The sequence below is a fragment of the Streptomyces sp. NPDC096132 genome, assembly GCF_044763345.1.
Lineage (GTDB): Bacteria > Actinomycetota > Actinomycetes > Streptomycetales > Streptomycetaceae > Streptomyces.
On the sequence record NZ_JBIWGA010000004.1, the window covers coordinates 279,342 to 302,118 of the forward strand.

Annotated in this window: 16 protein-coding genes and 1 pseudogene; 4 read left to right on the forward strand and 13 right to left on the reverse strand. The window is 70.2% G+C overall.

Features of this window, described 5'->3' with window-relative positions; genetic code table 11:
- The first annotated feature begins 97 nt into the window (after window positions 1-97).
- Window positions 98-3,877, forward strand: coding sequence for a GH92 family glycosyl hydrolase (locus ACIRF9_RS11920; RefSeq protein ID WP_403819472.1), 3,780 nt, complete (start codon window positions 98-100; stop codon window positions 3,875-3,877).
- On the forward strand, window positions 3,874-5,832 hold the full coding sequence (locus tag ACIRF9_RS11925; protein WP_403819473.1) for an alpha-glucuronidase: 1,959 nt from the start codon (window positions 3,874-3,876) through the stop codon (window positions 5,830-5,832). Before ACIRF9_RS11920 ends, ACIRF9_RS11925 begins: the two co-directional genes overlap by 4 nt.
- On the opposite strand, the gene ACIRF9_RS11930 is transcribed toward ACIRF9_RS11925, so the two are convergent.
- Genes ACIRF9_RS11930 through ACIRF9_RS11955 form a run of 6 tightly spaced genes read right to left on the reverse strand, consistent with a single transcriptional unit; the run spans window position 5,826 to window position 13,531 of the window.
- Entirely contained in the window at window positions 5,826-7,886 is a 2,061-nt protein-coding gene (locus ACIRF9_RS11930; RefSeq protein WP_403819474.1) for a beta-galactosidase, read from the reverse strand. The two genes, ACIRF9_RS11925 and ACIRF9_RS11930, sit on opposite strands and share 7 nt — an antisense overlap.
- Window positions 7,883-8,563 carry a hypothetical protein gene (locus ACIRF9_RS11935; protein ID WP_403819476.1) on the reverse strand — a complete coding sequence of 227 codons (681 nt, stop codon included), beginning with the start codon at window positions 8,561-8,563 and terminating at the stop codon, window positions 7,883-7,885. The genes ACIRF9_RS11930 and ACIRF9_RS11935 overlap by 4 nt, the downstream gene beginning before the upstream one ends.
- Window positions 8,560-10,068 carry a xylan 1,4-beta-xylosidase gene (locus ACIRF9_RS11940; protein ID WP_403819477.1) on the reverse strand — a complete coding sequence of 503 codons (1,509 nt, stop codon included), beginning with the start codon at window positions 10,066-10,068 and terminating at the stop codon, window positions 8,560-8,562. The genes ACIRF9_RS11935 and ACIRF9_RS11940 overlap by 4 nt, the downstream gene beginning before the upstream one ends.
- On the reverse strand, window positions 10,065-11,720 hold the full coding sequence (locus ACIRF9_RS11945; RefSeq protein ID WP_403819479.1) for an extracellular solute-binding protein: 1,656 nt from the start codon (window positions 11,718-11,720) through the stop codon (window positions 10,065-10,067). The genes ACIRF9_RS11940 and ACIRF9_RS11945 overlap by 4 nt, the downstream gene beginning before the upstream one ends.
- Before the next feature lie 27 nt (window positions 11,721-11,747).
- Window positions 11,748-12,620 (reverse strand): carbohydrate ABC transporter permease, encoded by an 873-nt coding sequence (locus ACIRF9_RS11950; protein ID WP_403819480.1) that lies wholly within the window; start codon window positions 12,618-12,620, stop codon window positions 11,748-11,750.
- Window positions 12,614-13,531, reverse strand: coding sequence for an ABC transporter permease (locus tag ACIRF9_RS11955; RefSeq protein ID WP_403819481.1), 918 nt, complete (start codon window positions 13,529-13,531; stop codon window positions 12,614-12,616). Before ACIRF9_RS11955 ends, ACIRF9_RS11950 begins: the two co-directional genes overlap by 7 nt.
- A gap of 228 nt (window positions 13,532-13,759) precedes the next feature.
- On the opposite strand from ACIRF9_RS11955, the gene ACIRF9_RS11960 reads away from it, so the two are divergent.
- The gene (locus ACIRF9_RS11960; RefSeq protein WP_403819483.1) at window positions 13,760-14,764 is read left to right on the forward strand and encodes an acetylxylan esterase; all 1,005 of its coding nucleotides are present in this window, start codon (window positions 13,760-13,762) and stop codon (window positions 14,762-14,764) included.
- Here ACIRF9_RS11960 and ACIRF9_RS11965 read toward each other — a convergent pair.
- Window positions 14,745-15,482 (reverse strand): annotated as a pseudogene (locus ACIRF9_RS11965) (glycoside hydrolase family 92 protein); the annotation flags it as partial. The gene ACIRF9_RS11960 and the pseudogene ACIRF9_RS11965 sit on opposite strands and share 20 nt — an antisense overlap.
- Before the next feature lie 175 nt (window positions 15,483-15,657).
- A complete protein-coding gene (locus ACIRF9_RS11970) occupies window positions 15,658-16,881 on the reverse strand; it encodes an RNA-guided endonuclease InsQ/TnpB family protein (protein ID WP_403819485.1) in 1,224 nt (407 codons plus the stop codon).
- 92 nt (window positions 16,882-16,973) lie between these two features.
- Here ACIRF9_RS11970 and tnpA point away from each other — a divergent pair, with 92 nt between their 5' ends.
- Window positions 16,974-17,258 carry an IS200/IS605 family transposase gene (gene tnpA / locus ACIRF9_RS11975; protein ID WP_403819486.1) on the forward strand — a complete coding sequence of 95 codons (285 nt, stop codon included), beginning with the start codon at window positions 16,974-16,976 and terminating at the stop codon, window positions 17,256-17,258.
- A gap of 159 nt (window positions 17,259-17,417) precedes the next feature.
- Here the strand turns inward: tnpA and ACIRF9_RS11980 are convergent, their stop codons facing one another.
- From ACIRF9_RS11980 to ACIRF9_RS12000, 5 genes are all read right to left on the reverse strand, one after another.
- On the reverse strand, window positions 17,418-18,482 hold the full coding sequence (locus tag ACIRF9_RS11980; RefSeq protein ID WP_403819488.1) for a lytic polysaccharide monooxygenase: 1,065 nt from the start codon (window positions 18,480-18,482) through the stop codon (window positions 17,418-17,420).
- Between the two features lie 382 nt (window positions 18,483-18,864).
- Window positions 18,865-19,845, reverse strand: coding sequence for a phosphotransferase enzyme family protein (locus ACIRF9_RS11985; RefSeq protein ID WP_403819490.1), 981 nt, complete (start codon window positions 19,843-19,845; stop codon window positions 18,865-18,867).
- A 100-nt stretch (window positions 19,846-19,945) separates the two neighbouring features.
- Window positions 19,946-20,239 carry a hypothetical protein gene (locus ACIRF9_RS11990; protein WP_403819492.1) on the reverse strand — a complete coding sequence of 98 codons (294 nt, stop codon included), beginning with the start codon at window positions 20,237-20,239 and terminating at the stop codon, window positions 19,946-19,948.
- A 188-nt stretch (window positions 20,240-20,427) separates the two neighbouring features.
- On the reverse strand, window positions 20,428-21,942 hold the full coding sequence (locus tag ACIRF9_RS11995; RefSeq protein ID WP_403819494.1) for an ATP-binding protein: 1,515 nt from the start codon (window positions 21,940-21,942) through the stop codon (window positions 20,428-20,430).
- Complete coding sequence (locus tag ACIRF9_RS12000) at window positions 21,939-22,664, reverse strand: response regulator transcription factor (protein ID WP_403819496.1); 726 nt, start codon at window positions 22,662-22,664, stop codon at window positions 21,939-21,941. The genes ACIRF9_RS11995 and ACIRF9_RS12000 overlap by 4 nt, the downstream gene beginning before the upstream one ends.
- Between the last annotated feature and the right edge of the window lie 113 nt (window positions 22,665-22,777).

The window sequence follows — 22,777 nt, forward strand, 5'->3', positions numbered from 1 at the left end:
TTGACATCAGAGGGCACTTGGCCCCCTACTGATGGCTGCGCACCACGGAGGACAACGTTGTCCGAGGCCCTTGTCCGGGCGGGGAGGATGCTCACGCATGCAGTGGTTCGGACGGTTACGCGCGGTCGCGATCACGGCGGCCCTCGTCATGACGGTCGGTGCTCCGGGCGTGGCGGTCGCCCTGCCGGCCGCCGCCGAGGTTCCCGCCCGGGCGTTCGCCTCGTCGTTCGAGTCGGGGCAGCCGGAACCCGACTGGGTCAGCACTCCCGAGCGCGCCTCGGGGGTCGACGGCGGCTACGACACCGGCAGACTTCCCGGTGATGTGACCGACCGGGTCACGGACCTGCGGGCGAGCGCGGAGAACGCCGGCTCCTTCGAGGTGAAGGAGAACCTCGTCGACCGCGACCCCGACAGCAAGTGGCTGACCTTCGCCTCAACCGGCTGGGTGGAGTTCGACCTGTCCGCTCCGGCCGCGGTCAGCACCTACGCGCTGACCTCCGCCAACGACGTCGCCCAGCGCGACCCGGCCGACTGGACCCTGAAGGGCTCGGCGGACGGCACCACCTGGACGACGCTCGACAGCCGCACCGGGGAATCGTTCGCCCGGCGCTTCCAGACGAAGACGTACACCTTCGCCGCCGCGGCCGAGTACCGGCACTTCCGGCTGGACTTCACGAAGAACCACGGGACCGGCATCCTCCAGCTGGCCGACGTCCGGTTCGGCACGGGCGGGGACGGGAGCGGCCAGCCGGTGCCGCCGGACATGCTCACCGTGGTCGACGACGGCCCGACCAGCTCGCCGACGGCGAAGGCGCGGGCCGGGTTCACCGGTGTGCGGTCGCTGCGCTACGCCGGACGGCACACGGGCGACGGCCGGGCGTACTCGTACAACAAGGTCTTCGACGTGAACGTGCGCATCGGCGCGCGGACCCGGCTGGCGTACCGGATCTTCCCGCAGATGGTCCGCGGCGACCTGGACTACGCGGCGACGAACGTCTCGGTGGACCTGGCCTTCACGGACGGGACGTATCTCAGCGGGCTGGGCGCGGTGGACCAGTACGGCAACGCGCTGTCGCCGCGCGGGCAGGGCGCGGCGAAGGTGCTGTACGTCAACCAGTGGAACGACGTGGTGTCGTCGATCGGGTCGGTGGCGGCCGGGAAGACCGTCGACCGGATCCTGCTGGCGTACGACTCCCCCGGCGGCCCGGAGCAGTTCCGGGGCTGGGTGGACGACATCGCGCTGCGGACGGCCGCCGTGGAGCCGAGGAAGGCGCATCTGTCGGACTACGCGGTGACCACGCGGGGGACCAACTCCAGCGGGAGTTTCTCGCGGGGCAACAACTTCCCGGCGACGGCCGTGCCGCACGGGTTCAACTTCTGGACCCCGGTGACGAACGCGGGCTCGCTGAGCTGGCTGTACGACTACGCCCGCGGGAACAACGCGGACAACATGCCCACGATCCAGGCGTTCAGCGCGAGTCATGAGCCGAGTCCGTGGATGGGCGACCGGCAGACGTTCCAGGTGATGCCGTCGGCCGCGACGGGCACGCCGGACACCGGGCGGACGGCACGGGCGCTGGCGTTCCGCCACGAGAACGAGACCGCGCGGCCGTACTACTACGGGGTCCGGTTCGAGAACGGGGTCGAGGCGGAGATGACGCCGACCGACCACGCGGCGGCCCTGCGCTTCACCTTCCCCGGGGACGACGCGAGCGTCCTCTTCGACAACGTCACCGACGAGGCGGGCCTGACCCTCGACAAGGACGCGGGTGTCGTCACCGGCTACTCGGACGTGAAGTCCGGGCTGTCCACGGGCGCGACCCGGCTCTTCGTGTACGGCGAGTTCGACGCGCCGGTGACGGACGGGGCGTCCAGCGGGGTGAAGGGATATCTGCGGTTCGACGCGGGCGCCGACCGGACGGTCACCCTGCGGCTGGCGACCTCGCTGATCAGCGTCGACCAGGCGAAGGACAACCTGCGCCAGGAGATCCCGGAGGGCACCGGCTTCGACGCCGTCGAGCGGCGGGCCCAGCGGCAGTGGGACGAAATCCTCGGCAAGGTCGAGGTCGAGGGCGCCAGCGCGGACCAGCTGACGACGCTGTACTCCAGCCTGTACCGGCTCTACCTGTATCCCAACTCCGGCTTCGAGAAGGTCGGTTCGGCGTACCGGTACGCCTCCCCGTTCTCCCCGATGGAGAGCCAGGACACCCCGACGCACACCGGCGCGAAGATCGTGGACGGCAAGGTGTACGTCAACAACGGCTTCTGGGACACCTATCGGACGACCTGGCCGGCGTACTCCCTGCTGACACCCACTCAGGCGGGCGAGATGGTCGACGGTTTCGTGCAGCAGTACAAGGACGGCGGCTGGACCTCGCGCTGGTCCTCCCCCGGCTACGCGGACCTCATGACGGGCACTTCCTCCGACGTCGCCTTCGCGGACGCCTACGTCAAGGGCGTCGACTTCGACGCGAGGTCGGCGTACGACGCCGCCGTGAAGAACGCGACGGTGGTGCCGCCGTCCTCGGGCGTGGGCCGCAAGGGGATGACCACCTCGCCCTTCCTCGGCTACACCGGCACCGAGACGCACGAGGGCCTGTCGTGGGCGCTGGAGGGCTACCTCAACGACTACGGCATCGCACGGATGGGCCAGGCCCTGTACAAGAAGACCGGCGAGAAGCGGTACAAGGAGGAGTCGGAGTACTTCCTCAACCGCGCCCGGGACTATGTGAACCTCTTCGACTCCGAGGCCGGCTTCTTCCAGGGCCGCGACGCGAACGGCGACTGGCGCGTCGAGTCGTCGGCGTACGACCCGCGCGTGTGGGGCTACGACTACACCGAGACCAACGGCTGGGGCTACGCCTTCACCGCCCCGCAGGACAGCCGGGGTCTGGCCAACCTGTACGGCGGCCGGGCCGGCCTGGTGCAGAAGCTCGACACGTACTTCGCGACCCCCGAGACCGCCTCCCCCGAGTTCGTGGGGTCCTACGGCGGGGTCATCCACGAGATGACGGAGGCGCGGGACGTCCGGATGGGCATGTACGGGCACTCCAACCAGGTCGCCCATCACGCGATCTACATGTACGACGCGGCCGGGCAGCCCTGGAAGGCGCAGGCGAAGGTCCGCGAGGTGCTGTCGCGGCTCTACACCGGCAGCTCGATCGGACAGGGCTACCACGGCGACGAGGACAACGGCGAGCAGTCGGCCTGGTACCTGTTCTCCGCGCTCGGCTTCTACCCCTTGGTGATGGGCAGCGGCGAGTACGCGGTCGGCTCCCCGCTGTTCAAGAAGGCCACCGTGCACCTGGAGAACGGCCGGGACCTGGTCGTCAGGGCCCCGAAGAACAGCGCGCGGAACGTGTACGTGCAGGGCCTGAAGGTCAACGGCCGTACCTGGACGTCGACTTCCCTGCCGCACACGCTGCTCGCCAAGGGCGGGACCCTGGAGTTCGACATGGGTGCGCGGCCCTCGGCCTGGGGCAGCGGGAAGAAGGCGGCGCCGGTGTCGATCACGACCGACGACAAGGTGCCGACGCCCCGCAAGGACGTGCTGACGGCCGACGGTGCCCTGTTCGACAACACGTCGGACACGGACGCCACGGTGTCGGACACGGTCGACCTGCCGGTCGGGGCCGCCACCGAGGCGGTGCAGTACACCCTGACCTCCTCCGACCGCGCGAAGGCGCCCACGGGGTGGCGGCTGGAGGGCTCGGCCGACGGGACGACGTGGCAGACCCTGGACCGTCGCAGCGGGCAGACCTTCGCCTGGGACCTGCAGACGCGGGCGTTCAGCGTGGGGTCGGCGGGTAGGTACGCGAAGTACCGCCTGGTGTTCGACGGCCAAGTCCAGTTGTCCGAGGTGGAGTTGCTGTCTTGAACGGGATCGATCCCGGCTGGCTGCCCCCGGAGGCCTTTCGGCCTCTGGGGGCCCGGCGCGTGCTGATCAGGGGCCGCTCCGGTCCCCTGGTCGGGACCGTGCGCGGTGAAGTGGTCGACGCCTGCGGGCGGTTCGGCGGGGAGCTCGTGCGGGAGGGTGCGCAGGATCTGCTGCTGGAGCTGACCGAGGGCGGTCCCGGGCTCGGCGATGAGGGCTTCGCGTTCGCGCGGGAGCGGGGTACGACGACGGTGACCGCCTCCGGCGGGCGGGGGCTGTTGTACGGGCTGTTCCATGTCGTACGGCTCGGCGAGGAGGCGTTCACCGGCAGCCGCCCGCGCGAGGTGCACCGGCCGGCGAAGGCCGTACGCATGCTGGACCACTGGGACAACGTGGCCGTGCACCCGGTCATGGGCCAGGTCGAGCGCGGGTACGCGGGTGGCTCGCTGTTCTGGCGGGAGGGCCGGGCACGGGGAGACCTGGAGCGGGTCCGGGCGTACGGGAGGCTGCTCGCGGCCTGCGGGATCAACGCCGTCTCCGTCAACAACGTCAACGTGCACGAGACCGAGGCCCACCTGCTGACCGACCGGATCGGTGAAGTGGCCGCGATCGCGGGGGCGTTGCGGCCGTACGGCATCCGGACGCATCTGTCGGTGACCTTCGCCGCGCCGGTCGTGCTCGGCGGGCTGTCCACCGCCGATCCGCTGGAGGACGCGGTGCGGGACTGGTGGGCCCAGGCCGTGCGCGGGGTGTACGAGGCGATCGGGGACTTCGGCGGGTTCGTGGTGAAGGCGGACTCGGAGGGGCAGCCGGGTCCGTTCACGTACGGGCGCAGTCACGCGGACGGCGCGAACATGCTGGCCGCCGCGCTCGCCCCGCACGGCGGCACGGTCCACTGGCGTGCCTTCGTCTACGACCACCGCCAGGACTGGCGGGACCGCACGACCGACCGGGCCCGGGCCGCCCATGACCATTTCGCCCCGCTGGACGGGGAGTTCGCCGACAACGCGGTGCTCCAGGTCAAGCACGGTCCGATGGACTTCCAGGTGCGGGAGCCGGTCTCACCGGTGCTCGGGGCGCTGCCGCGCACCCGGCTGGCGGTGGAGGTGCAGGCCACGCAGGAGTACACCGGGCAGCAGCGGCACGTGTGCTGGCTCGGGCCGATGTGGAGCGAGGTGCTGCGCTTCCGGCCGGAGGGCGGGGCCGGGCCGAGCGTCGGCGAGTCGGTGCGGGAGCTGGTCGCCGTGTCCAACGTCGGCGACGACCCGTTCTGGACCGGGCATCCCCTGGCCCAGGCGAACCTCTACACCTTCGGCAGGCTGGCCTGGCGGCCGGACGCCGACCCGTACACCGTCCTGGACGAGTGGATCGGCCTCACCTTCCCCTCTGCCCCCGAGCGGCTGGTCCGCGGGCTGCGCGCGGTGCTGGACGGCTCCTGGCGGACGTACGAGAAGTACACGGCGCCGCTGGGCGTGGGCTTCATGGTGCAGCCCGGGCACCACTACGGGCCGAGCGTCGACGGCTACGAGTACAGCCCGTGGGGGACGTACCACTTCGCCGACCGCGACGGCGTCGGCGTCGACCGCAGCGCGGCGACCGGGACGGGGTACGCGGCGCAGTACGCAAAGCCCTGGGCCGAGGTGTACGAGTCCCCCGGGACATGCCCGGACGAGCTGCTGCTGTTCTTCCACCATGTGCCGTACGGGCATGTGCTCAGGAGCGGGAGGACGGTGATCCAGCACATCTACGACACCCACTTCGAGGGCGTCGAGGAGGCAGAGCAGGCCCGCCGGGTGTGGGCGGGCCTCGCGGACCTGGTGGAACCGGCACGGCACGCGCGCGTCGCGGAGCGGTACGAGGAGCAGGTGCGCGGTGCCCGGGAGTGGCGGGACCAGGTCAACAGCTACTTCCTGCGCAAGTCGGGGGTCCCGGACGCCAAGGGACGGCCGATCTACTGAAGCCGCAGGACCGCCACACCGAGCGGATCCAGAGTGAACGATTCGCCCCGTGCCACCGGTTTGCCGGTGAGGAGGTCGGTGGCGGCGGCGTGGGCGGCCGGGCGGATCGTCCGGGCGGAGTGGTTGAGGAGGAACAGCAGCCGGATCCCGTCCGGCGAGATCCGGTTCACGCTCTCCAGTCCACTGTATGCGATATACGGTCCGATGAGGCCGTGCCGGCCGAGCACGCGGCGGACGACCCGGTCGACGCCGGGCTGGTCGAGGGCCGTGGCCACGTACCAGCCCTCGCCCGCGCCGAAGGCGTGCCGGGTCACCGCCGGGGTGCCCGCGTAGAAGTCCGCCCCGTAGGTGCCGACGGCCTCGGCGCCGCGCAGCCGCACCAGTTCGAAGACCAGCCGCGCCGCGCAGACCGAGCCCTCCAGGTCCACCGGTTGGACGACGTCCTCGGGACGTGCGTCCCACTCGTCGACGCGCAAGCCCATCAGGGGAGCCAGCGGTCCGGGGACGTCGGTGAGAAAGGCGCGGTCGTGTTCGTCGCACCGGGCGGTGAGAAAGGTCGCGAGGACGCTGCCGCCGCGCCGGGCCACCGCCTCCAGGCGCTCGGCCAGGTCTCCCTTGACGAGGTGGAGCACAGGCGCGAGGACCACGTCGTACGGCGTGAGGTCGGCCGTGACCGGGACGACGTCCACATCGGCGCCGGCCTCACGGGCCGCCCGGTAGTAGGAGTGGACGACGTCCAGGTACCGGACCAGCCGGGAGGGGCCGTCGGAGATCTCCAGGGCCCACCAGCTGTCCCAGTCGAAGAGGAGGGCGGTGCGGGCGGGGGTGCGGGCGCCCAGGGTGACATCGTCGAGTGCCGCCAACTCCGCTCCCAGCGCGGCGACTTCGCGGAACACGCGGGTGTCGTCGCGGCCCGCGTGACCGATCACCGCGCCGTGGTACTTCTCGCAGGCTCCGCGCGAGGCGCGCAGTTGGAAGTACAGGGCCGCGTCGGCGCCGTGCGCGATCGCCTGGAAGGTGGCCAGGCGCAGCTCGCCCGGCCTGCGCAGGGGGTTGACGTCGCGGCAGGCGGTGGTGGACGGGGTCTGCTCCATCAGCCAGAAGGGGGCGCCGTCCTTGAGGCCGCGCATGAGGTCGTGGGCGAGGGCCGGACGGGTGGGCGGGGCGTCCAGGGGCGGGTAGTTGTCCCAGGAGGCGAAGTCGAGGTGCGGTGCCCAGCGGTGGTAGTCCAGGGGGCGGTAGGCGCCCATGAGGTTCGTGGTGACGGGGGTGTCCGGGTCGTGGGCGCGGACGGCCTCCTTCTCGGCGGTGAAGCAGCCGAGCAGGGCGTCGGTCATGAAGCGCTGGTAGTCGAGGGTGATGCCCTGGAAGGCGGTGTGGTCGGGGCCGCGCCAGTGCTCGGTGAGGGCGCTGGGCGGCTCGATCTGGTCCCAGTCGGTGTAGCGGTGCGACCAGAAGGTGGTCCACCAGGCATCGTTGAGGGCGTCCAGGGTGCCGTGCCGGTCGCGCAGCCAGTCGCGGAAGGCGTCGGCGCAGAGGTCGCAGTAACAGGCGCCGCCGTACTCGTTGTTGATGTGCCAGGCGAGCAGCGCCGGGTGGTCGCCGTACCGTTCGGCGAGACGGCCCGCCAGCGCGGTGGACAGGCGGCGGTACACGGGTGAGCTGGGGCAGAAGTTGTGGCGCTGGCCGTAGCGATGCCGGCGGCCCTCGAAGTCGGTGCGGTTGACCTCGGGGTACGCGCGGGCGAGCCAGGGTGGGAGGGCGGCCGTGCCGGTGGCCAGGCAGACCTGGCGGCCCTCGGCGGCGGCGCGGTCGAGGATGCGGTCGAGGACGGTGAAGTCGTAGGTGTCCTCGGCGGGTTGGGTGAGGGACCAGGAGAAGACGCCGACGGTGAGGGTGTCGATGCCTGCCCGGGTGAAGAGGCGGTGGTCCTGGTCCCAGACCTCCTCCGTCCACTGCTCGGGGTTGTAGTCGCCGCCGTAGGGGATCTTGGAGCCGTGCGGTGCGCGCGGGCTGTGCGGGGTGTCCGGGCTCTGCGGGCTGTGCGGGCTCATGCGGTGAAGTCCTTCCGGGTCTCGGCGATCACCGGGCGGGCGGCGTGCAGCAGGGAGAGCAGCAGCGGGGCGGCGAGCAGGGCGGGCAGGGCCTCGGTCAGCAGGGCGGTCAGTCCGGCGGCCAGGACGAGCAGGGAGGCGGCGGCCAGGGTGGCCCTGCCGTGCCGGAGCAGGAAGTACGCGGCGAGGCGGGCGGTGTCGCGGGCGCGGAACGTGAACAGCGAGGTGAGGACGAGGGCGTGGGCGCCCCACAGGAGCGAGACCACGCCGACGATCCCGAGCAGCACCGCCCACCAGCCGGGCAGGCCGGTGGCGGCGAAGTGGGTGAGGGTGAAGGCGATCACCGTCAGCCAGGTCAGCAGGGGCGTCCAGAGCTTGAGGGCGGGCAGGGCGTTGAGGCGCCAGCCGCGCAGGCAGGCGCGAGCCGGGTACAGATCGGTGAGGTCGCGGTCGCGGTGGTGCAGGGCGTACAGCGCGGCGGAGGCGGCCGGCCCGAGGGGCAGCAGGCAGAGGGCGGCGAGGGGCAGGTTGGACGGGTCGGGGCCCAGGGCGAGCAGGCCCGCGACGCCAGGTGCCGTGGCGGCCAGGAGCAGGGCCTCGACGGTGAGGAGGGTGTGGACGAGAGCGGCGGCACGGGACAGGACCCCTGTTCCGAAATCGCTTGCCGCGCTGCTCACGAGGGCTCCCTCCCCAGCAGTCGGCGCGCGTCCCACCAGGGCGGGGTCTCGTCCACGACCGGGGTCAGCTCGACGAGGGTGAGCTCGTGACGGGTGAGGGTCAGGTCGAGGTCGGCGCGGCCCTCGCGGACGGGCAGGCGGCGGTGGCCGCGGGCGGGCTCGGCGGCCTCGTGCAGGACGTCCAGCTGCCCCCGCTTCGGTGAGCGTGGACTGCCCATGTGCCGCCAGGCCGTGTATGCGTTACCCCGCTCATTGTCTACAGTCGACCGTCGAACGAATACCTCGTCGCCACCGACCGGCAGGGACAGCCGCAGGGTGTGCCGCTCGGGGCCCGCCGTCTCGCCGGTCGGGTCGACCGGTGCCCACGCGAGAACGGTGACCCGGCCGTCGGGGTGACGGGTGACGAGATGGTCGTCACCGAGGGCCAGCAGGTCGGAGCCCATCCGGGCCATGAACGCGTACAGGTGGTAGACGGGTTTGCGGACCTGCCGGTGGGTGAGCAGACCGAAGCCGCCGTGAAAGAGGGCGGTCGGCACGCCGGCCTCCTCGAACATGTCGCTGAACGTCCAGTACGAGAACGAGTCGACGAGGTCGCCGCCCCGCGCCAGCACGGGTGCCAGATAGGCGGCGTGGAAGGCGGTGTCGTGGACGGGGTTGTCGGGGCGGTACGAGGAGTTGAACTCCGTGATGTGGACGGGGAGTCCGGCCAGCCGGGTGCCCTTGAGGCGGTCGCGGGGCGTGGCGAACTGCTCGAGCAGGCCGGTCGCCGGGCCCAGGGTCTGGTGCACGCCGAACGGCACGTGCTGGGCGGGTCCCGAGGTGTAGGCGTGCTTGGAGACGAAGTCGACCGGCACGTCCCGGTGCTCGGCGAACTCGGCGAACCGGTCCAGCCAGTCGTCGGCGCCCGGGGAGATCGCCGGGCCGCCGACCTGCAGCTCCGCGTCCACCTCCTTCACGGTGTGCGCGGTCACCTCGTAGAGCCGGTGGTACGCCTGCTCGTCCGCCCCCTGCCAGAAGTCGGCGAGGTTGGGCTCGTTCCACACCTCGATCGGCCAGGTCCGCACCTCGTCGAGGCCGTAACGGTCCACGAGGTGGCGCAGGGTCGCGCGGACCAGGTCGGCCCACTCCCGGTGCGAGCGGGGTGGGGTGACACGGCCGCGCCACCAGAAGATCGTCTGGTCTCCGGACGCCAGCTCCTCGGGCATGAAGCCGAGTTCCAGGAACGGGCGGATGCCGAGGTCCAGGTAGGCGTCGACGACCTGGTCGACGTAGGTGAAGGAGTGGTGGACGTGGCGGGCGCCTCCGTGGTCGTACGGGCGGTACACGCCCATGCCGTCGCTGAGCAGGCCGTGGCCGCGGATGTACCGGAAGCCGATGTCGCGCTGGAGGAGGGCGAGGGAGTCCTGGTAGTCGCGGCGCAGGGCGAGTTCGATGCGGCCGGTGCCGACGCAGTGGCGCCAGGCGTCGGAGAGCCGGCCGGCCGGTTCGGCGGGAACGCGGATCACCCGTTCTCCTTCTGGAAGCGCGCGCGTGCCTTGTTGTGCAGATCGACGAGCCGGTCCATGTTCTTCGCCTTCAACTCGGCGACATAGGCGTCCCATTCGGACAGTGGACGCTTGCCGAGGGCGAACTTGAGGGTGTTCTGCGTGACGTGGTCGCGCAGCGGGGTGTCCCAGAGGGAGGCCTGCTCCTGTTCCACGGACTGCAGCGGATGCGCGGGGGCGATGGGCAGCTGTTCGCGCTGGGCCATGGCGTCCTGGAACTTCTCCTCGTCCGGGCCGAACGAGGAGGAGACGAGCGCCCAGCTGCCGCCGTAGGTGAAGACGCCGTTGAAGAAGCCGTAGTCCTTCTGGAGGTCCTTGGGGGCGTCCGGGTCGGAACCCATCAGGCTGATACCGGGCTTCAGCTCGTACCCGCCGCCGGAGGAGGTGTAGGTGGTGCCCTCGACGCCCCATTTGGAGAACTTCTGGCCCTCGTCCGAGTACCAGAGCCAGTCCACGAACTGCATCATCGCGACGAAGGTGTCGCTCTTGAGGGCCTTGCTGGAGATCATCACGCCGTTCTCCAGCCGTGCCCCGCCCAGCACCACCGGGCCGGCCGGGCCGAGCGGCACCGGCACCATCTCGATGGTCGCGCCCTTGACCTGTTTCTCCAGGTTGTAGCGGTAGTTCTGGACCAGCTCCTGAGGATTGGCGCTGATCGCGAAGGACTTCTCGCCGAGGAGTTTCTGCACCGCCTCGTCGTCGGTCTGGGTGAAGCTCTCCGGGTCCACCAGTTTCTCGGCGACCAGCTTTCTCAGGTACTCCACCACCTGGCGGAAGCCGTCGGTGGCTCCGGTGAAGACGAACTCCCCGGCCTTCGCGTCATAGCTGATGTTGTCGTACGTCCAGCCGGCCCTCACCCCGTACGCCTGCCCGAGGTAACTCATCAACGCGGCCGCAGGGTAGGGGGTGTTGGTGCTCCAGCGGTCGGAGAAGGGGTACCGGTCGGGGTACTCGGCCCGGATCGCCGTGAAGACGTCGTACACCTCGTCCCAGGTGGTGGGCAGGCTCAGGCCCAGCCGGTCGAGGACGTCCGTGCGCAGCGACAGCGAGTAGCCGGACTTGACCTTCTCGTGCAGCCCGGGCAGGAGGTAGTACTTGCCGTCGGACTGGCGGATGGAGTCGAGTTCCGGCTCCAGCTTCCACTTGCGCACCTTGTCCCGGAAGTTGGGCATCAGGTGCACGTACTCGCTGACGGGCAGGATCGCGCCCGACGACACGAACGCGACTTCCGAGGGGTGGTACGTCTTGGGGATCAGGAAGGGGGCGTCGCCCGCGCCGATGAGGACGCTGCGCTTCTTCTCGTAGTCGCTGAGGGGGACCGCGACCGGTTTCAGGGTGACACCGGTGCGCCGGGTCAGCTCCTTCCAGAACAGCCAGTCGTTCTTCATCGGGTAGCCCGGGTTGTCGTTGTGCAGGACCGAGAACGACAGCGGCTTCGCCGCTTTGAACTGCTGCCCGACCCGGTACTCCTTCATCGCGCCGTTCTGCTTCTTGGAGAGGTCCTTGGAGTCCTGGCCGTCGTCGCCGCTGCCGCAGCCGGTGAGCGTGGCGAGGCCGATGAATCCCGCCGCGGCGAGGATCTGACGTCGTGACAGCTGACCTGCGTTCTTCACGGGCACTCCCTTGTTGGGGTCCGGCTCTCAGCCCTTGACCGCGCCGAGCATCACGCCGGAGACGAAGTAGCGCTGGACGAACGGGTACACGCAGAGGATGGGCAGCGCGGTGAGCACGATCGTGACCGCCTGGATGTTCGCCCCGACCTGGCTGAGCTGCTCGGTGCCGGCGCCGGCGTTGCCGCCCGTGGTGGCGCCCGCGATGAGGTTGCGCAGATAGACCGTGACCGGCATGAGCTCGGTCCGGTCCATGTAGAGGTACGCCGAGAACCAGGAGTTCCAGAAGGACACCGAGTAGAAGAGCACCATCGTCGCGATGACCGCCTTGGACAGCGGCAGCACGATCCTGAGCAGGATGCCGTAGGTGCTCAGGCCGTCGATCTGGGCGGCCTCCTCCAGTTCCGTGGGGAGGCTCTCGAAGAAGGCCTTCATCACCAGCAGGTTGAAGACGCTGATCGCGTTGGGCAGGGCGATCGCCCAGAGGGAGTTCTTCAGGCCGAGGCTGGTCACCAGGACGTAGTTCGGGATCAGGCCGCCGGAGAAGAACATGGTGAAGACGGCCACCCCGACGAGGACGCCCCGGCCCCTGAGGTCCCTCTTCGACAGGACGTAGGCGTAACAGGTCGTCAGGACCATGGCGACGACGGTCGAGACGACCGTGTAGAGCACGGTGTTGCCGTAGTTGCGCCAGAACATCGAGTCGTGGAGGACGATGTCGTACGTGGTGAGGTCGAACCCCTTGGGCCACAGGGCGACTTCGCCGGCGCGGATCTGGCGCTCACCGCTGAACGACCGGGCGATGATGTTGAGGAACGGGTACAGGGTGACGACCACGACCAGTGTCAGGATCACCCCGTTGACGCCCTGGAAGACCCGCTGGGAACGGCTCGGTCTCACCACAGGCTCGTCCCCACCGTGCGGCGCGACAGCTGGTTCGCGCCCGTGATCAGCACCAGCCCGACGACCGCCTCGAACAGGCCGATCGCGGCGGCGTAGCTGAAGCTGTTGGACTCGACGCCGGCCCGGTAGAGGTAGGTGGAGACCACGTCGGCCGTCGGATAGGTCAGCGGGTTGTACAGCAGCAGGATCTTCTCGAAGCCGACCGCCATGAACGTGCCGATGTTGAGGATCAGCAGCGTGATCATGGCGGGGCGGATGCCGGGCAGGGTGACGTGCCAGATCTGCCGCCACCGGTTCGCGCCGTCGATGCGGGCGGCCTCGTAGAGGTCCTCGTCGATCGTGGTGAGCGCGGCGAGGTAGAGGATCGTCCCCCAGCCGGCGGTCTGCCAGATCTCCGAGCCGACGTAGATCGCCCGGAACCACCCGGGTTCCTGGATGAACCGGATCGGGTCGTGGCCAAGCCAACCGAGCACATGGTTGACGGGCCCGTCCGTGGCGAGCATCTGCAGGGTGATGCCGGCGACGATCACGATCGACAGGAAGTGCGGCAGATACGAGACCGACTGCACGAACCGTTTCAGTGAGCGCCGGCGCACCTCGTTGAGCAGCAGCGCCAGCACGATCGGGATCGGGAAGCAGAAGACGAGCGTGAGCGCGCCCAGCCACAGGGTGTTGCGGAACACCTGCCAGAAGGTGGGGTCGGACAGGAACATCCGCACATAGCGCAGGCCCACCCACTGCTCCCCCAGGATCGAGCCGCCCGGCTCGAAACGGCGGAAGGCGATGACGTTGCCGATCATCGGCAGATAGCGGAAGACCAGGAAGAACAGCAGCGGCAGCACGGCCAGCGAGTACAGCTGCCAGTCCCGGCGCAGCGGTCTGCGCCGGACCGGTTTGGTGGAGGTGCTCATGCTCGGTCCTTCCATGACGGAGAGGTGGAACCGAAACTTTCGAGCGCTTACCGGTAACTTCGCGGCAACTTAAGGGCAGTCAGAAAGCGCTGTCAATGGGTACCGCAGCGAAGAGTTGGGGCGAACGTGCCGCGTTGGAACGGGCCGTCCACGGGGTAGATCCCGGGAGTCCGCATCAGCGTCTCCGCAAGTTTCTCTCTTCCCACTGATTCCTGCGAGGTGCCCCACGTGCCCGCGTTCGACCTTCCCCCGACCGAGTTGGAGCGCCACCGCCCGGCCCTCGAAGAGCCCGCGGACTTCGACGCGTTCTGGCGGGACACCATCGAGGAGGCCGCCCGGTGGACGCCGGTGGTGTCCGTGCGTCCGGTGGACACCGGCCTGCGGCTGACCGAGACCTGGGACGTGACCTTCCGCGGCTTCGCGGGGGATCCGGTGCGGGCCTGGTTCAGCAGACCGGCGGGGGTGTCCGAGCCGCTGCCCGCCGTCGTCGAGTACGCGGGCTACGGCCGGGGCCGCGGCCTTCCGCACGAGCGGCTGACCTGGGTGAACGCCGGATACGCGCATCTGCTCATGGACAACAGGGGCCAGGGCGACCAGTACGGCTGCGGGGGCGACACGCCCGACCCGCACGCCGCGGCGCCGGGCGGCCCCGGCCCGGCCGTCCGCGGTCTGCTCGCGCCCGGGGACCATCACTACCGCCGGCTGATCACGGACGCGGTCCGCGCGGTGGCCGCAGTGCGCACGCTCCCCGGGGTGGACGCGGCGCGGACCGTGGCCGTCGGCAACAGCCAGGGCGGCGGACTCGCCCTGGCCGTCGCGGGACTCGTCCCGGACCTCGCGGCGGTACTGGTCACCGCCCCGTTGCTGTGCGGAATCCGCCGCGCCCTGGACCTCACGGACGCGGGACCGTACGGCGAGATCGCGGCCTATCTGGCCGTCCACCGGGGCGCCGAGGCGGCCGCGTACCGCACGCTCTCCTATCTGGAGGGCGTCTCCTTCGCCCGGCGGGCGCATGCCCCCGCGCACTTCGGGGTCGGGCTGCGCGACACCGTCTGCCCGCCGAGCGGGGCGTACGCGGCCTTCAACCGCTACGGGGAGACGGCCGGCGTGGACCCCCGCAAGGAGATCCACGCCTACCCGTTCAACGGGCACGAGGGCGGCGACGCCGTGCAGGTTCGCCGCCAACTCGCCTGGCTGCCTGGGGTGTTGGAGGTCAGCCGGTCGCGAGGGTGAACACGTGAAGATTCGCGTTGTCGGGCAGCCGCACGCTCGCGACCGCCCTGCCGTCCGGTGCCGTGAACGGCGCGGTGGCGAACACATAGGTCGCCACCGGGTCCTTGTCCGCCCCGGCCACGTTGCGGTACGCGCTCCGGGCGACGACCTCGTTGCCGTACTGGACGGTGCCGCCGCCTCCGCCGACGGTCCAGTCGGTGAAGGAGAGGTCGACCGTGCCGGTGGTGCCGTCGGTGTAGGTGACGGTGGCCGTGGTCCGCTGGTTGCCGTTGACGGCACTGCCGATGAAGGACAACTTCTGTGCGGGCTCCCGGAGTTCGATGGTCTGGCCGACGGCCGAGACATTGTCGGGGCGGGCGCTCGGCGAGTTCGGCCAGGTGAAGGTCAGGCCGTCCACCGTGCCCTGCCCGCCCGGGGTGAGACCGGCGGCCGCGAGGGCCTGGCGGGAGTAGCTCCAGCCCCCGCCGTCGTAGTCGGCCTCGTCGTGCTCGCCCGCGTCGTCCGAGACACCGGTGTTGTTGTAGGCGGCGAGCAGGCTGCCGGGGGCGGCCACGGTCAGGACGACGGGCTGGGCGTACGAGGTGTCGCCCGAGGTCACCGTGACCTTCACGTCGTAGAAGCCCTGTTCCGTGGTCCCGGCGGTGCCCACGGTGATGTCCTGCACGCCGTCGACGACCGTGCCCTCGGCGGGGGTCGCCGTGATCCCGGCGGGCGTCTCCTGGGGTGGCGGATGCCACCAGGGCAGGGGTGGCGCCGGTGACCGCGAGGGCGGCCGCCAGCAGCAGGACGCAGGACGGGTCGCGCACCACGGCACGGGTGCACAAGCCGCAGGGACATTGACTTGCTCTCCCGCCTGAGGGGAGATTCTGGCCTGCTCGCTCGGTGCTGTGCCGCTACGCGGCACGGGCATCAGACGGGCTTCCGTGGCTTCCTGCTTCGTCGCGCTGTGCCAGAACGGGTTCTGGTCTTACCTGCGCTCCACAGGCTGTCACCGCCAGTCCGGCGGCCTGTTTGACGTTGATCGCGGCGTTGTGGTCACGGTCATGGACCGTGCCACAGGCACTGCAGGTCCATTCCCGTACGTCGAGGGGTTTGGGCCCGTCGTTGTGCCCGCAGGCGGAGCACACCTGACTGGTGGGCTCGAATCGTCCGATCCTGACGAAGGTACGCCCGTAGCGGGCGGCCTTGTAGGCGAGCATGTTCACGAACTGGGACCAGCCCGCATCATGCACACTCTTGGCCAGCCGGGTGCGCGCCAGGCCCTTGACCGCCAGGTCCTCCACCGCGACCGCTTGATTCTCGCGGATCAGCTTCGTGGAGAGCTGGTGGTGGAACTCACGGCGAACGTCGGCCACCTGCGCGTGCGCACGGGCTACTTTCAGACGGGCCTTCTCGCGGTTCTTCGATCCCCTCTGCTTGCGGGACAGCTCCCGCTGGGCCTTTTTGAGTTTCTTCTCCGCACGGCGCAGGAAACGGGGGCTGTCGATCTTCGTGCCGTCGGACAGAACGGCGAAGTGGGTCAGCCCCAGATCGATGCCGATGCTCTGGTCCGCACGGGGCATCCGCTCCAGATCAGCGGCCGGGTCGGTGTCGATGACGAAGCTGGCGAAGTAACGGCCCGACGCATCCTTGATCACGGTCACCGAGGACGGGGCGACGGGAAGAGGCCGTGACCATCTCACCCGCACTTCGCCGATCTTCGGGAGATTAAGCCGTCCCGCCGGGGTGATGGACCAGCGGGCATTCGCGGTGAACCGGATCGACTGTTTGCGGTCCTTACGCGACTTGAACTTTGGCGCGCCCAGCTTCGGGCCCTTGCGCTCCCCCTTGAGGGAGGCGATGAAATTGCGGTGGGCGGCCTCGGCGTCGCGCAGGGACTGCTGCAGCACCACCGCGGACACCCCACCCAGCCAGGCACGCTCGGCTGTCCGCTTAGCCTGGGTAATTAATTTCTGGGACAATTCGGCAGCCTTCGGAAACGGCTTGCCCGCCGCACGGGCATCCTCGCGAGCACGCACCGCGTCGTTGAACACGACGCGGGCGCACCCGAACGCCTGGGCCAGTGCGACGCGCTGGGCTGGCTGCGGGTACAGACGGAAGCCGTACCGAAGCTGCATGGCCGACACCCTACGTACGTGGGCTATGGCTGAGATGCAGAACATCCGGACTGGTCGGCACGTGCTTTCGCGATGCACGTTCACTTGTCTTTGTGACCAGATTCCGACACCAGGTGTTCACGGATACGCACCTGCGACACATGGAGGAGATCACGCAAGTCGTCTACGAGGACTTCGAGTGTGAACTGGTGCAGTTCAATGGCGAGCACAACCACGTCCATCTGCTGGTGAACTTCGCGCCCAAGGCCGCCGTCACCAAGCTCGTCAACTTCCTCAAGGGCGTCTCCTTCCGCCGTCCATGCCAGGAGTTCGACGACCCCAAGCGCCACCAGTCGTTCGTCAGGCAGTACATCGAGCAGCAGACCCCGCCCGCGTGAAGCCGCCTCACTTCCGGCCTGAAGGCCGGTTCCCTGCGGTCGATAACGTTGTCGCGCGTCGAGCGTCGCTCAAGCCACGCACCACCCGGAAGGTACGAACAGGAATCCCCCAACGGACCCGGTGGAACACCGTCCACCGGGTCCGCCCAGGTCCCCCGGTCAGCCGACCCGGCAGGGGAGTGTCGTCGTGGTGTCACCTCCGTTGCCCGTGACGACATAGCCGAAGGTCGTGCTCTGGCCCGGACTCAGCGAGCCGTTCCAGTCGGCGTTGTGGACCATCACCGCCTGGCCGTTGTAGGTGGCGTTGCCGTTCCAGAGGCTGGCCACCGACTGGCCGCTCGGCAGCGTCCAGTCGACCATCCAGCCGAGCATCGGGACGTCGCCGGAGTTGGTGACGGTGACCTCGGACTGGTAGCCGCCGTTCCAGCTGCCCGTCGTCCGGCGGGTGGCGGTGCAGGTGCCCGGGACCGGCTCGCTCGGGTTGCCGGGCTCGTGAATGCCGGTCACCTCGCCGTTGCCGCCGTCGAAGACGACGTCGGAGCAGGAGTAGAAGGTCTCCGCGCTGTCCGAACGCTGCCAGACCATGTAGATGATGTGCCGGCCCGACTTGTTGGCCGGGAGCTGTCCGGTCCAGGAGTAGTTGGCCTCGACCGTGCCCGGGGAGCCGTTGAGCGGCGGATGGTCGACGCTCAGGAACGGCTGAGCCTCCATGGCGTCCCAGGTGAGCGTCTGCGTGGGATCGAAGCCGTCCTTGGTGACGTACACATAGAACCAGCCCGGGTGCGCGGCCCAGGCGTTGTAGGAGAAGTCGACGGTCGCGCCCGAGGTGAGATGGGTCAACGGCCAGTCGTTGCGGGGGGCGTTGAAGCCGGTGAAGTTGGTGTTGCCGCCGCTGCACAGCTGGCCGTCCGGGACGAAGCCGCGGGTGCGGCCGGCGCCGTCGGAGCGCAGCACCGAGAACCAGTTGTAGAACGGCGTGGTGCCGCTCACCAGTTGCGCGTTCTTGCAGGCCGGGTTGACCGGCTTGATCTCACCGGTGTCGGTCAGACCGTCCTGCCAGCACAGGAAGGTGCGGCTGCCGGGTTTCATGGGGGTGCCGTGGGCCTCGGCCCTGCCGCCGGTCGTGACGATCAGACCGAGGGCCGGGACGGTGGTCAGCAGGGCCAGGAGAACGAGGAGGAGGGCCCGGGGGCGTAATCTCGCCCGCGGTTTTGTCGTGATCATGACAGACGACATACGGAGTCCGTCCTTCCGTGTACGGACCGTGCGTGTGGGGGTGGGTGACGCGGTGCGGATGCGGGTGCGGGTGGGGAAGGCGGGAGCGGTTCCGTGTCGGGGTCCGGCGGGTTCCGGTCCGTCGGGCCCTCCATATGGGAGCGCTCCCACCTCACCTGTGGCGGAAGGTAGCGCCGTACGGCCCACTTGTAAACGGTCTCGTACGGCGCTCTTGGACCCGTCGGACGTCAGTGGTGGTGCGGCGAGGTCAGCAGGTGCCGGCGCAGGAGCTCCTTGCCGTAGTCGTTGCCTGTCCGTGACGGACTGCCGGGCGGGGACGGCTTTGGGTGGGGAAGCTGAGGGGAAGCTGAAGCGGGGCGGCGGCCCCCGGTCACCACTCCGTCTCGAGGGCTTCCGTCAGCCGGGAGACGGCGGTGAGGTCCGGCACCCTCCCCAGCGAGGCGACGACTTGGCCGGCGGCGAACTCGCGCTGTGCGTCGGTCACGGTCGGGTCGACCGCGCATTCGGCCTGGACGTAGACGTAGTTCAGGGCCGTGGCGAAGAGCATCGAGAACGGTTCCGGGCTCTTGACGACGGCGCGGCCTCCCGCCTCCCGGTACGCGCGCACCAGGCGCCGGGCGGAGTCCGCGTGGCATCGAGGTCCGCCCGACCACACGTACACGACATGGGCGAGTTCTCGTTCGGCCGAGATCGGTCCGGCGTTGTCCCAGTCGAGGAGGACCGGGCCGGCCGGGCCGATCAGCACGTTCTGAGGCTGGATGTCGAGATGCGAGATCACCACGTCGTCGGGGCCGGACGGCGTGACGTACGCGGCCAGTTCGGCCGCCGGGCCGGTGATGAAGCGGCCCAGTTCGTCGGACCAGGGCAGCCCGGCCCGCTCGACCTTCCGGTGCAACTCCGCCCAGTCGGTGGGCGGGTGGCACTCCTCGTACCAGGCGTCCGGGGCCCTGCTCGCTCCCTCGCCCGCCTGGTGCAGGAGGGCCAGGGTCCGGCCGCACCAGCTCAGGTTCCCGGGATCGGAGGGGTCCGCCCGGGGTCCGTCGATCCAGTCGTACAGCTTCACGTACGAGCCCCCGAGGGTGGCCGGGAGCTGTGAGACGTAGGTGCCGCCGTGGTTGGGCAGGAGCCGGGGTGCGCGGACCCCGAGTTCCTCGGCCGTGTCGCGCAGTGCGGCTTCCTGCTCGACGGCCTGCTCGTCACAGCCGAACAGGAGTTCCTTGACCGCCCATGAGGAGCGGTTTCCGGACAGCTTCCAGATCTGCCCGAGCGCGCCTCGGGTGACGGGCGTCATCGTCCACGGCCCGGTGCCGAGCGCGTAGATGTCTGCGATCAAGTCACCCGTGTTCTGCATCGAGGTCCTCTCCGGCTGCTCTGTCCATGACCACCGCGGTGTGGATCGTCTCCAGGAATACCACCGAGGTGATCGTGGAGGGCTCCGGTTCGGCGCATGGTCAGCGCACCAGGAGGCCGATCAGCGCGGCCGGCATCACGGCCGCGAAGAAACCCGCGAAGACGAGGTCGCCGTGCCGGCCCGCGCGGTTCAGACGGCGCTCGGCCTCCCGGCCTTCCGGGGTGTCGGGGAGCCAGGAGGGGTCGATTTCGAGGCGGCCCTCCCGCAGGTCGAGGGCCACACGCCGGGCCTCCTCCGGGGAGAAGCGGCAGGTGGGCGGGTCGCCCCCGTAGATCCCGCGGGACTCGCCGTGACGTACCTCGTACGGGATGTCGGCCAGGATGGCCACCCTCATCACGGCGACGCGGCGCACGCCCCACGGGGGGGGGCGACCTCGTCCTGGGTGAGCCAGTCCTCCCGGCCGGGTTCCAGCGGTACCAACGGCATGGTCGCCTCGTCCCCGGATCCGCGGTCGTGCGGCGGAGCGTCACCAGGCTCCCGCAGGCCGTGGCTTCGGGCAACGGTGCGGCCGTGCCGGGGCCGTCAGAGCAGTGAGGCGCGCGAGCTGAAGGTCAGGGTGTCCGCCCCCGTGTCACCGTTCAGGGGCAGTTCCACCGTGAACTCCGTTCGGCCGGGTTCGCTGTGGACGTCGATGCGGCCGCCGTGGGCCGCGGTGATCGCGGCGACGATGGCGAGGCCGAGGCCGGAGCCGGTGCCCGCGGTGGCGCGGGCGCGGGAGGTGTCGGCGCGGGTGAAGCGTTCGAAGACGGTGGGGAGGAGGTCGGGCGGTATGCCGGGGCCGTCGTCGCGGACGCGGATCGTGCCCAGGCCGTCCCTCGCCTCGACGATCGCCACGACGCCGGTGCCCGCCGGTGTGTGCACGCGCGCGTTGGCCAGCAGGTTGGCCACGACCTGGTGGAGGCGGGCCTCGTCGCCGAGGACGAGGGGGGAGGTGTCGAGGCAGAGTTCCAGCTGCCAGTCGTGGTCGCCGCCCGCGGCCCGGGCGTCCCAGACCGCCTCGGCGACCAGCGCCGCCAGGTCCACCTCGGCGGACTGCAGCGGTCGGCCCTCGTCGAGCCGGGCGAGCAGCAGGAGGTCCTCGACCAAGCCCGTCATGCGGGCCGACTCGGCCGTCACCCGGCGCCAGGCCAGGTCGGGTGCGACGCGGTCGGTGCCGCGGTTCATCAGCTCCGCGTACCCGGCGATCGAGGCGAGCGGGGTGCGCAGTTCGTGGCTGGCGTCGGCGAGGAAGCGGCGCATGCGTTCCTCGCTGCGGCGCACCCGCTCCTCGCTGCGCTGGCGTTCGGCGAGCGAGGACTCGACGTGGTCGATCATGCGGTTGAGGGCGGCGCCGACCTGGCCGGCCTCGCTGCCGGGGTCGGTGTCGCGTTCGGGGACCCGGGTGAGGCCGGTGACCTCGCCCCGGCACAGCGGAGCGTGGGAGACCTCGACGGCGGTGGCGGCGACCCGGCCGAGGGGGCGCAGCTGACGTCGTATGACCACGGCGCAGACGCAGCCCGCCGCCGTCAGGCCCAGCGCCGCGACGACCGCCTCGATGACCACCAGGCCGCTGATCATGTCCTGGACGTCGTCCATCGGCAGGCCGGTGAGGACCCGGACACCGTTGTTGTCGAGGGCGGTGATGCGGTAGGTGCCGAGGCCGGGGACGGTCCTGGTGTGGAAGGAGCCGTCGGTGCCGATGCCGGACAGCACGGCGGTCTGGGCCCGGTTGAGACCCTGCGGCGGGGCGTCCTGGCCGACCGTCGCCGCCGCGAGGACGGTGCCGTCGGCGTCGAGGCGGGCGGCGAGCATCCCGGCCGGGTGGCCGCTCTCGTTGAGGAAGGTCAGGTCGCCGGTGAGGTCGGGGTGGAGCGAGGCCCCGCCCAGGCTGCGCTCGGCTGCGTTGGTGACCCGGTCGTCCAGGTTGCCCAGCAGATAGGCGCGCTGGGCGAAGACGGTGGTGAGGGCCATCGCGGCGCACACGGCGACCAGGACGGCGGTGATGAAGAGGAGGAGACGGGTGCGCAGGGAACGGGCCCGGGGCCCGCGGACGTTCATCTCCCGTCCTCCGCCGGCCTGATGGCGTAGCCGAGTCCGCGCACCGTGTGGATCATGGGGGCCCGGCCCCGGTCGAGCTTGCGGCGCAGGCTGGAGATGTACACCTCGACGAGGTTGCCGCCGCCGTCGAAGGAGCTGCTCCACACGCGGTCCAGGATCTGCGCCTTGCTCAGCACCTGGCGGGGATTCTCCATCAGCAGCCCGAGCAGGTCGAACTCCTTGGCGGTCAGTGCGACGCGGACCCCGTCGCGGTGCACCTCCCGGGACTCGGCGGCCAGCACCAGGTCGCCCAGGACGCGTACGGAGTCGTCGGTGCGGGTGCGTTCGGCACCGGAGCGGCGCAGCAGTCCGCGCAGCCGCAGGACGACCTCCTCCAGGGAGAACGGCTTGGTGACGTAGTCGTCGGCGCCGTTCTCCAGCCCGTCGATACGGTGTTCGATGGCGTCGCGGGCGGTGAGCATGAGGACGGGCAGCTCGGGGTTCTCGTAGCGCAGCCGGCGCAGGACCTGGATGCCGTCCAGGTCGGGCAGCATGCCGTCGAGGACGACGGCGTGCGGGACGCAGCGCCGGGCCTCGCGCAGCGCGCTGTGCCCGTCGAGCACCGGGTAGGCGCGCCAGCCCGCCTCCGTGACGGCCACGGAGAGCACTTCGGTGAGCGCGGGTTCGTCATCGACGATCAGGACGCGAACCCGTCCGCTGCGGGTACCGGAGATGCCAGCCATGTCCTGATCCTGTCCCGGTTCGCTGGGGGAACGCTGTGTTCAGCCTGAGCCGCAGCCGTGTGAAATGACCGTCCACCAGGTACGACGGTGTCTGCGGGGCGGGAGGGAGTGTG

Excerpts from the sequence above, each read along its gene's own strand:
- ACIRF9_RS11920 (WP_403819472.1), top strand. The coding sequence starts at position 98 with ATGCAGTGGTTCGGACGGTTACGCGCGGTCGCGATCACGGCGGCCCTC.
- ACIRF9_RS11930 (WP_403819474.1), bottom strand. The coding sequence starts at position 7,886 with ATGAGCCCGCACAGCCCGCAGAGCCCGGACACCCCGCACAGCCCGCGC.
- ACIRF9_RS11955 (WP_403819481.1), bottom strand. The coding sequence starts at position 13,531 with ATGAGCACCTCCACCAAACCGGTCCGGCGCAGACCGCTGCGCCGGGAC.
- ACIRF9_RS11970 (WP_403819485.1), bottom strand. The coding sequence starts at position 16,881 with ATGCAGCTTCGGTACGGCTTCCGTCTGTACCCGCAGCCAGCCCAGCGC.
- ACIRF9_RS11980 (WP_403819488.1), bottom strand. The coding sequence starts at position 18,482 with ATGATCACGACAAAACCGCGGGCGAGATTACGCCCCCGGGCCCTCCTC.
- ACIRF9_RS11985 (WP_403819490.1), bottom strand. The coding sequence starts at position 19,845 with ATGCAGAACACGGGTGACTTGATCGCAGACATCTACGCGCTCGGCACC.
- ACIRF9_RS11990 (WP_403819492.1), bottom strand. The coding sequence starts at position 20,239 with ATGAGGGTGGCCATCCTGGCCGACATCCCGTACGAGGTACGTCACGGC.
- ACIRF9_RS11995 (WP_403819494.1), bottom strand. The coding sequence starts at position 21,942 with ATGAACGTCCGCGGGCCCCGGGCCCGTTCCCTGCGCACCCGTCTCCTC.
- ACIRF9_RS12000 (WP_403819496.1), bottom strand. The coding sequence starts at position 22,664 with ATGGCTGGCATCTCCGGTACCCGCAGCGGACGGGTTCGCGTCCTGATC.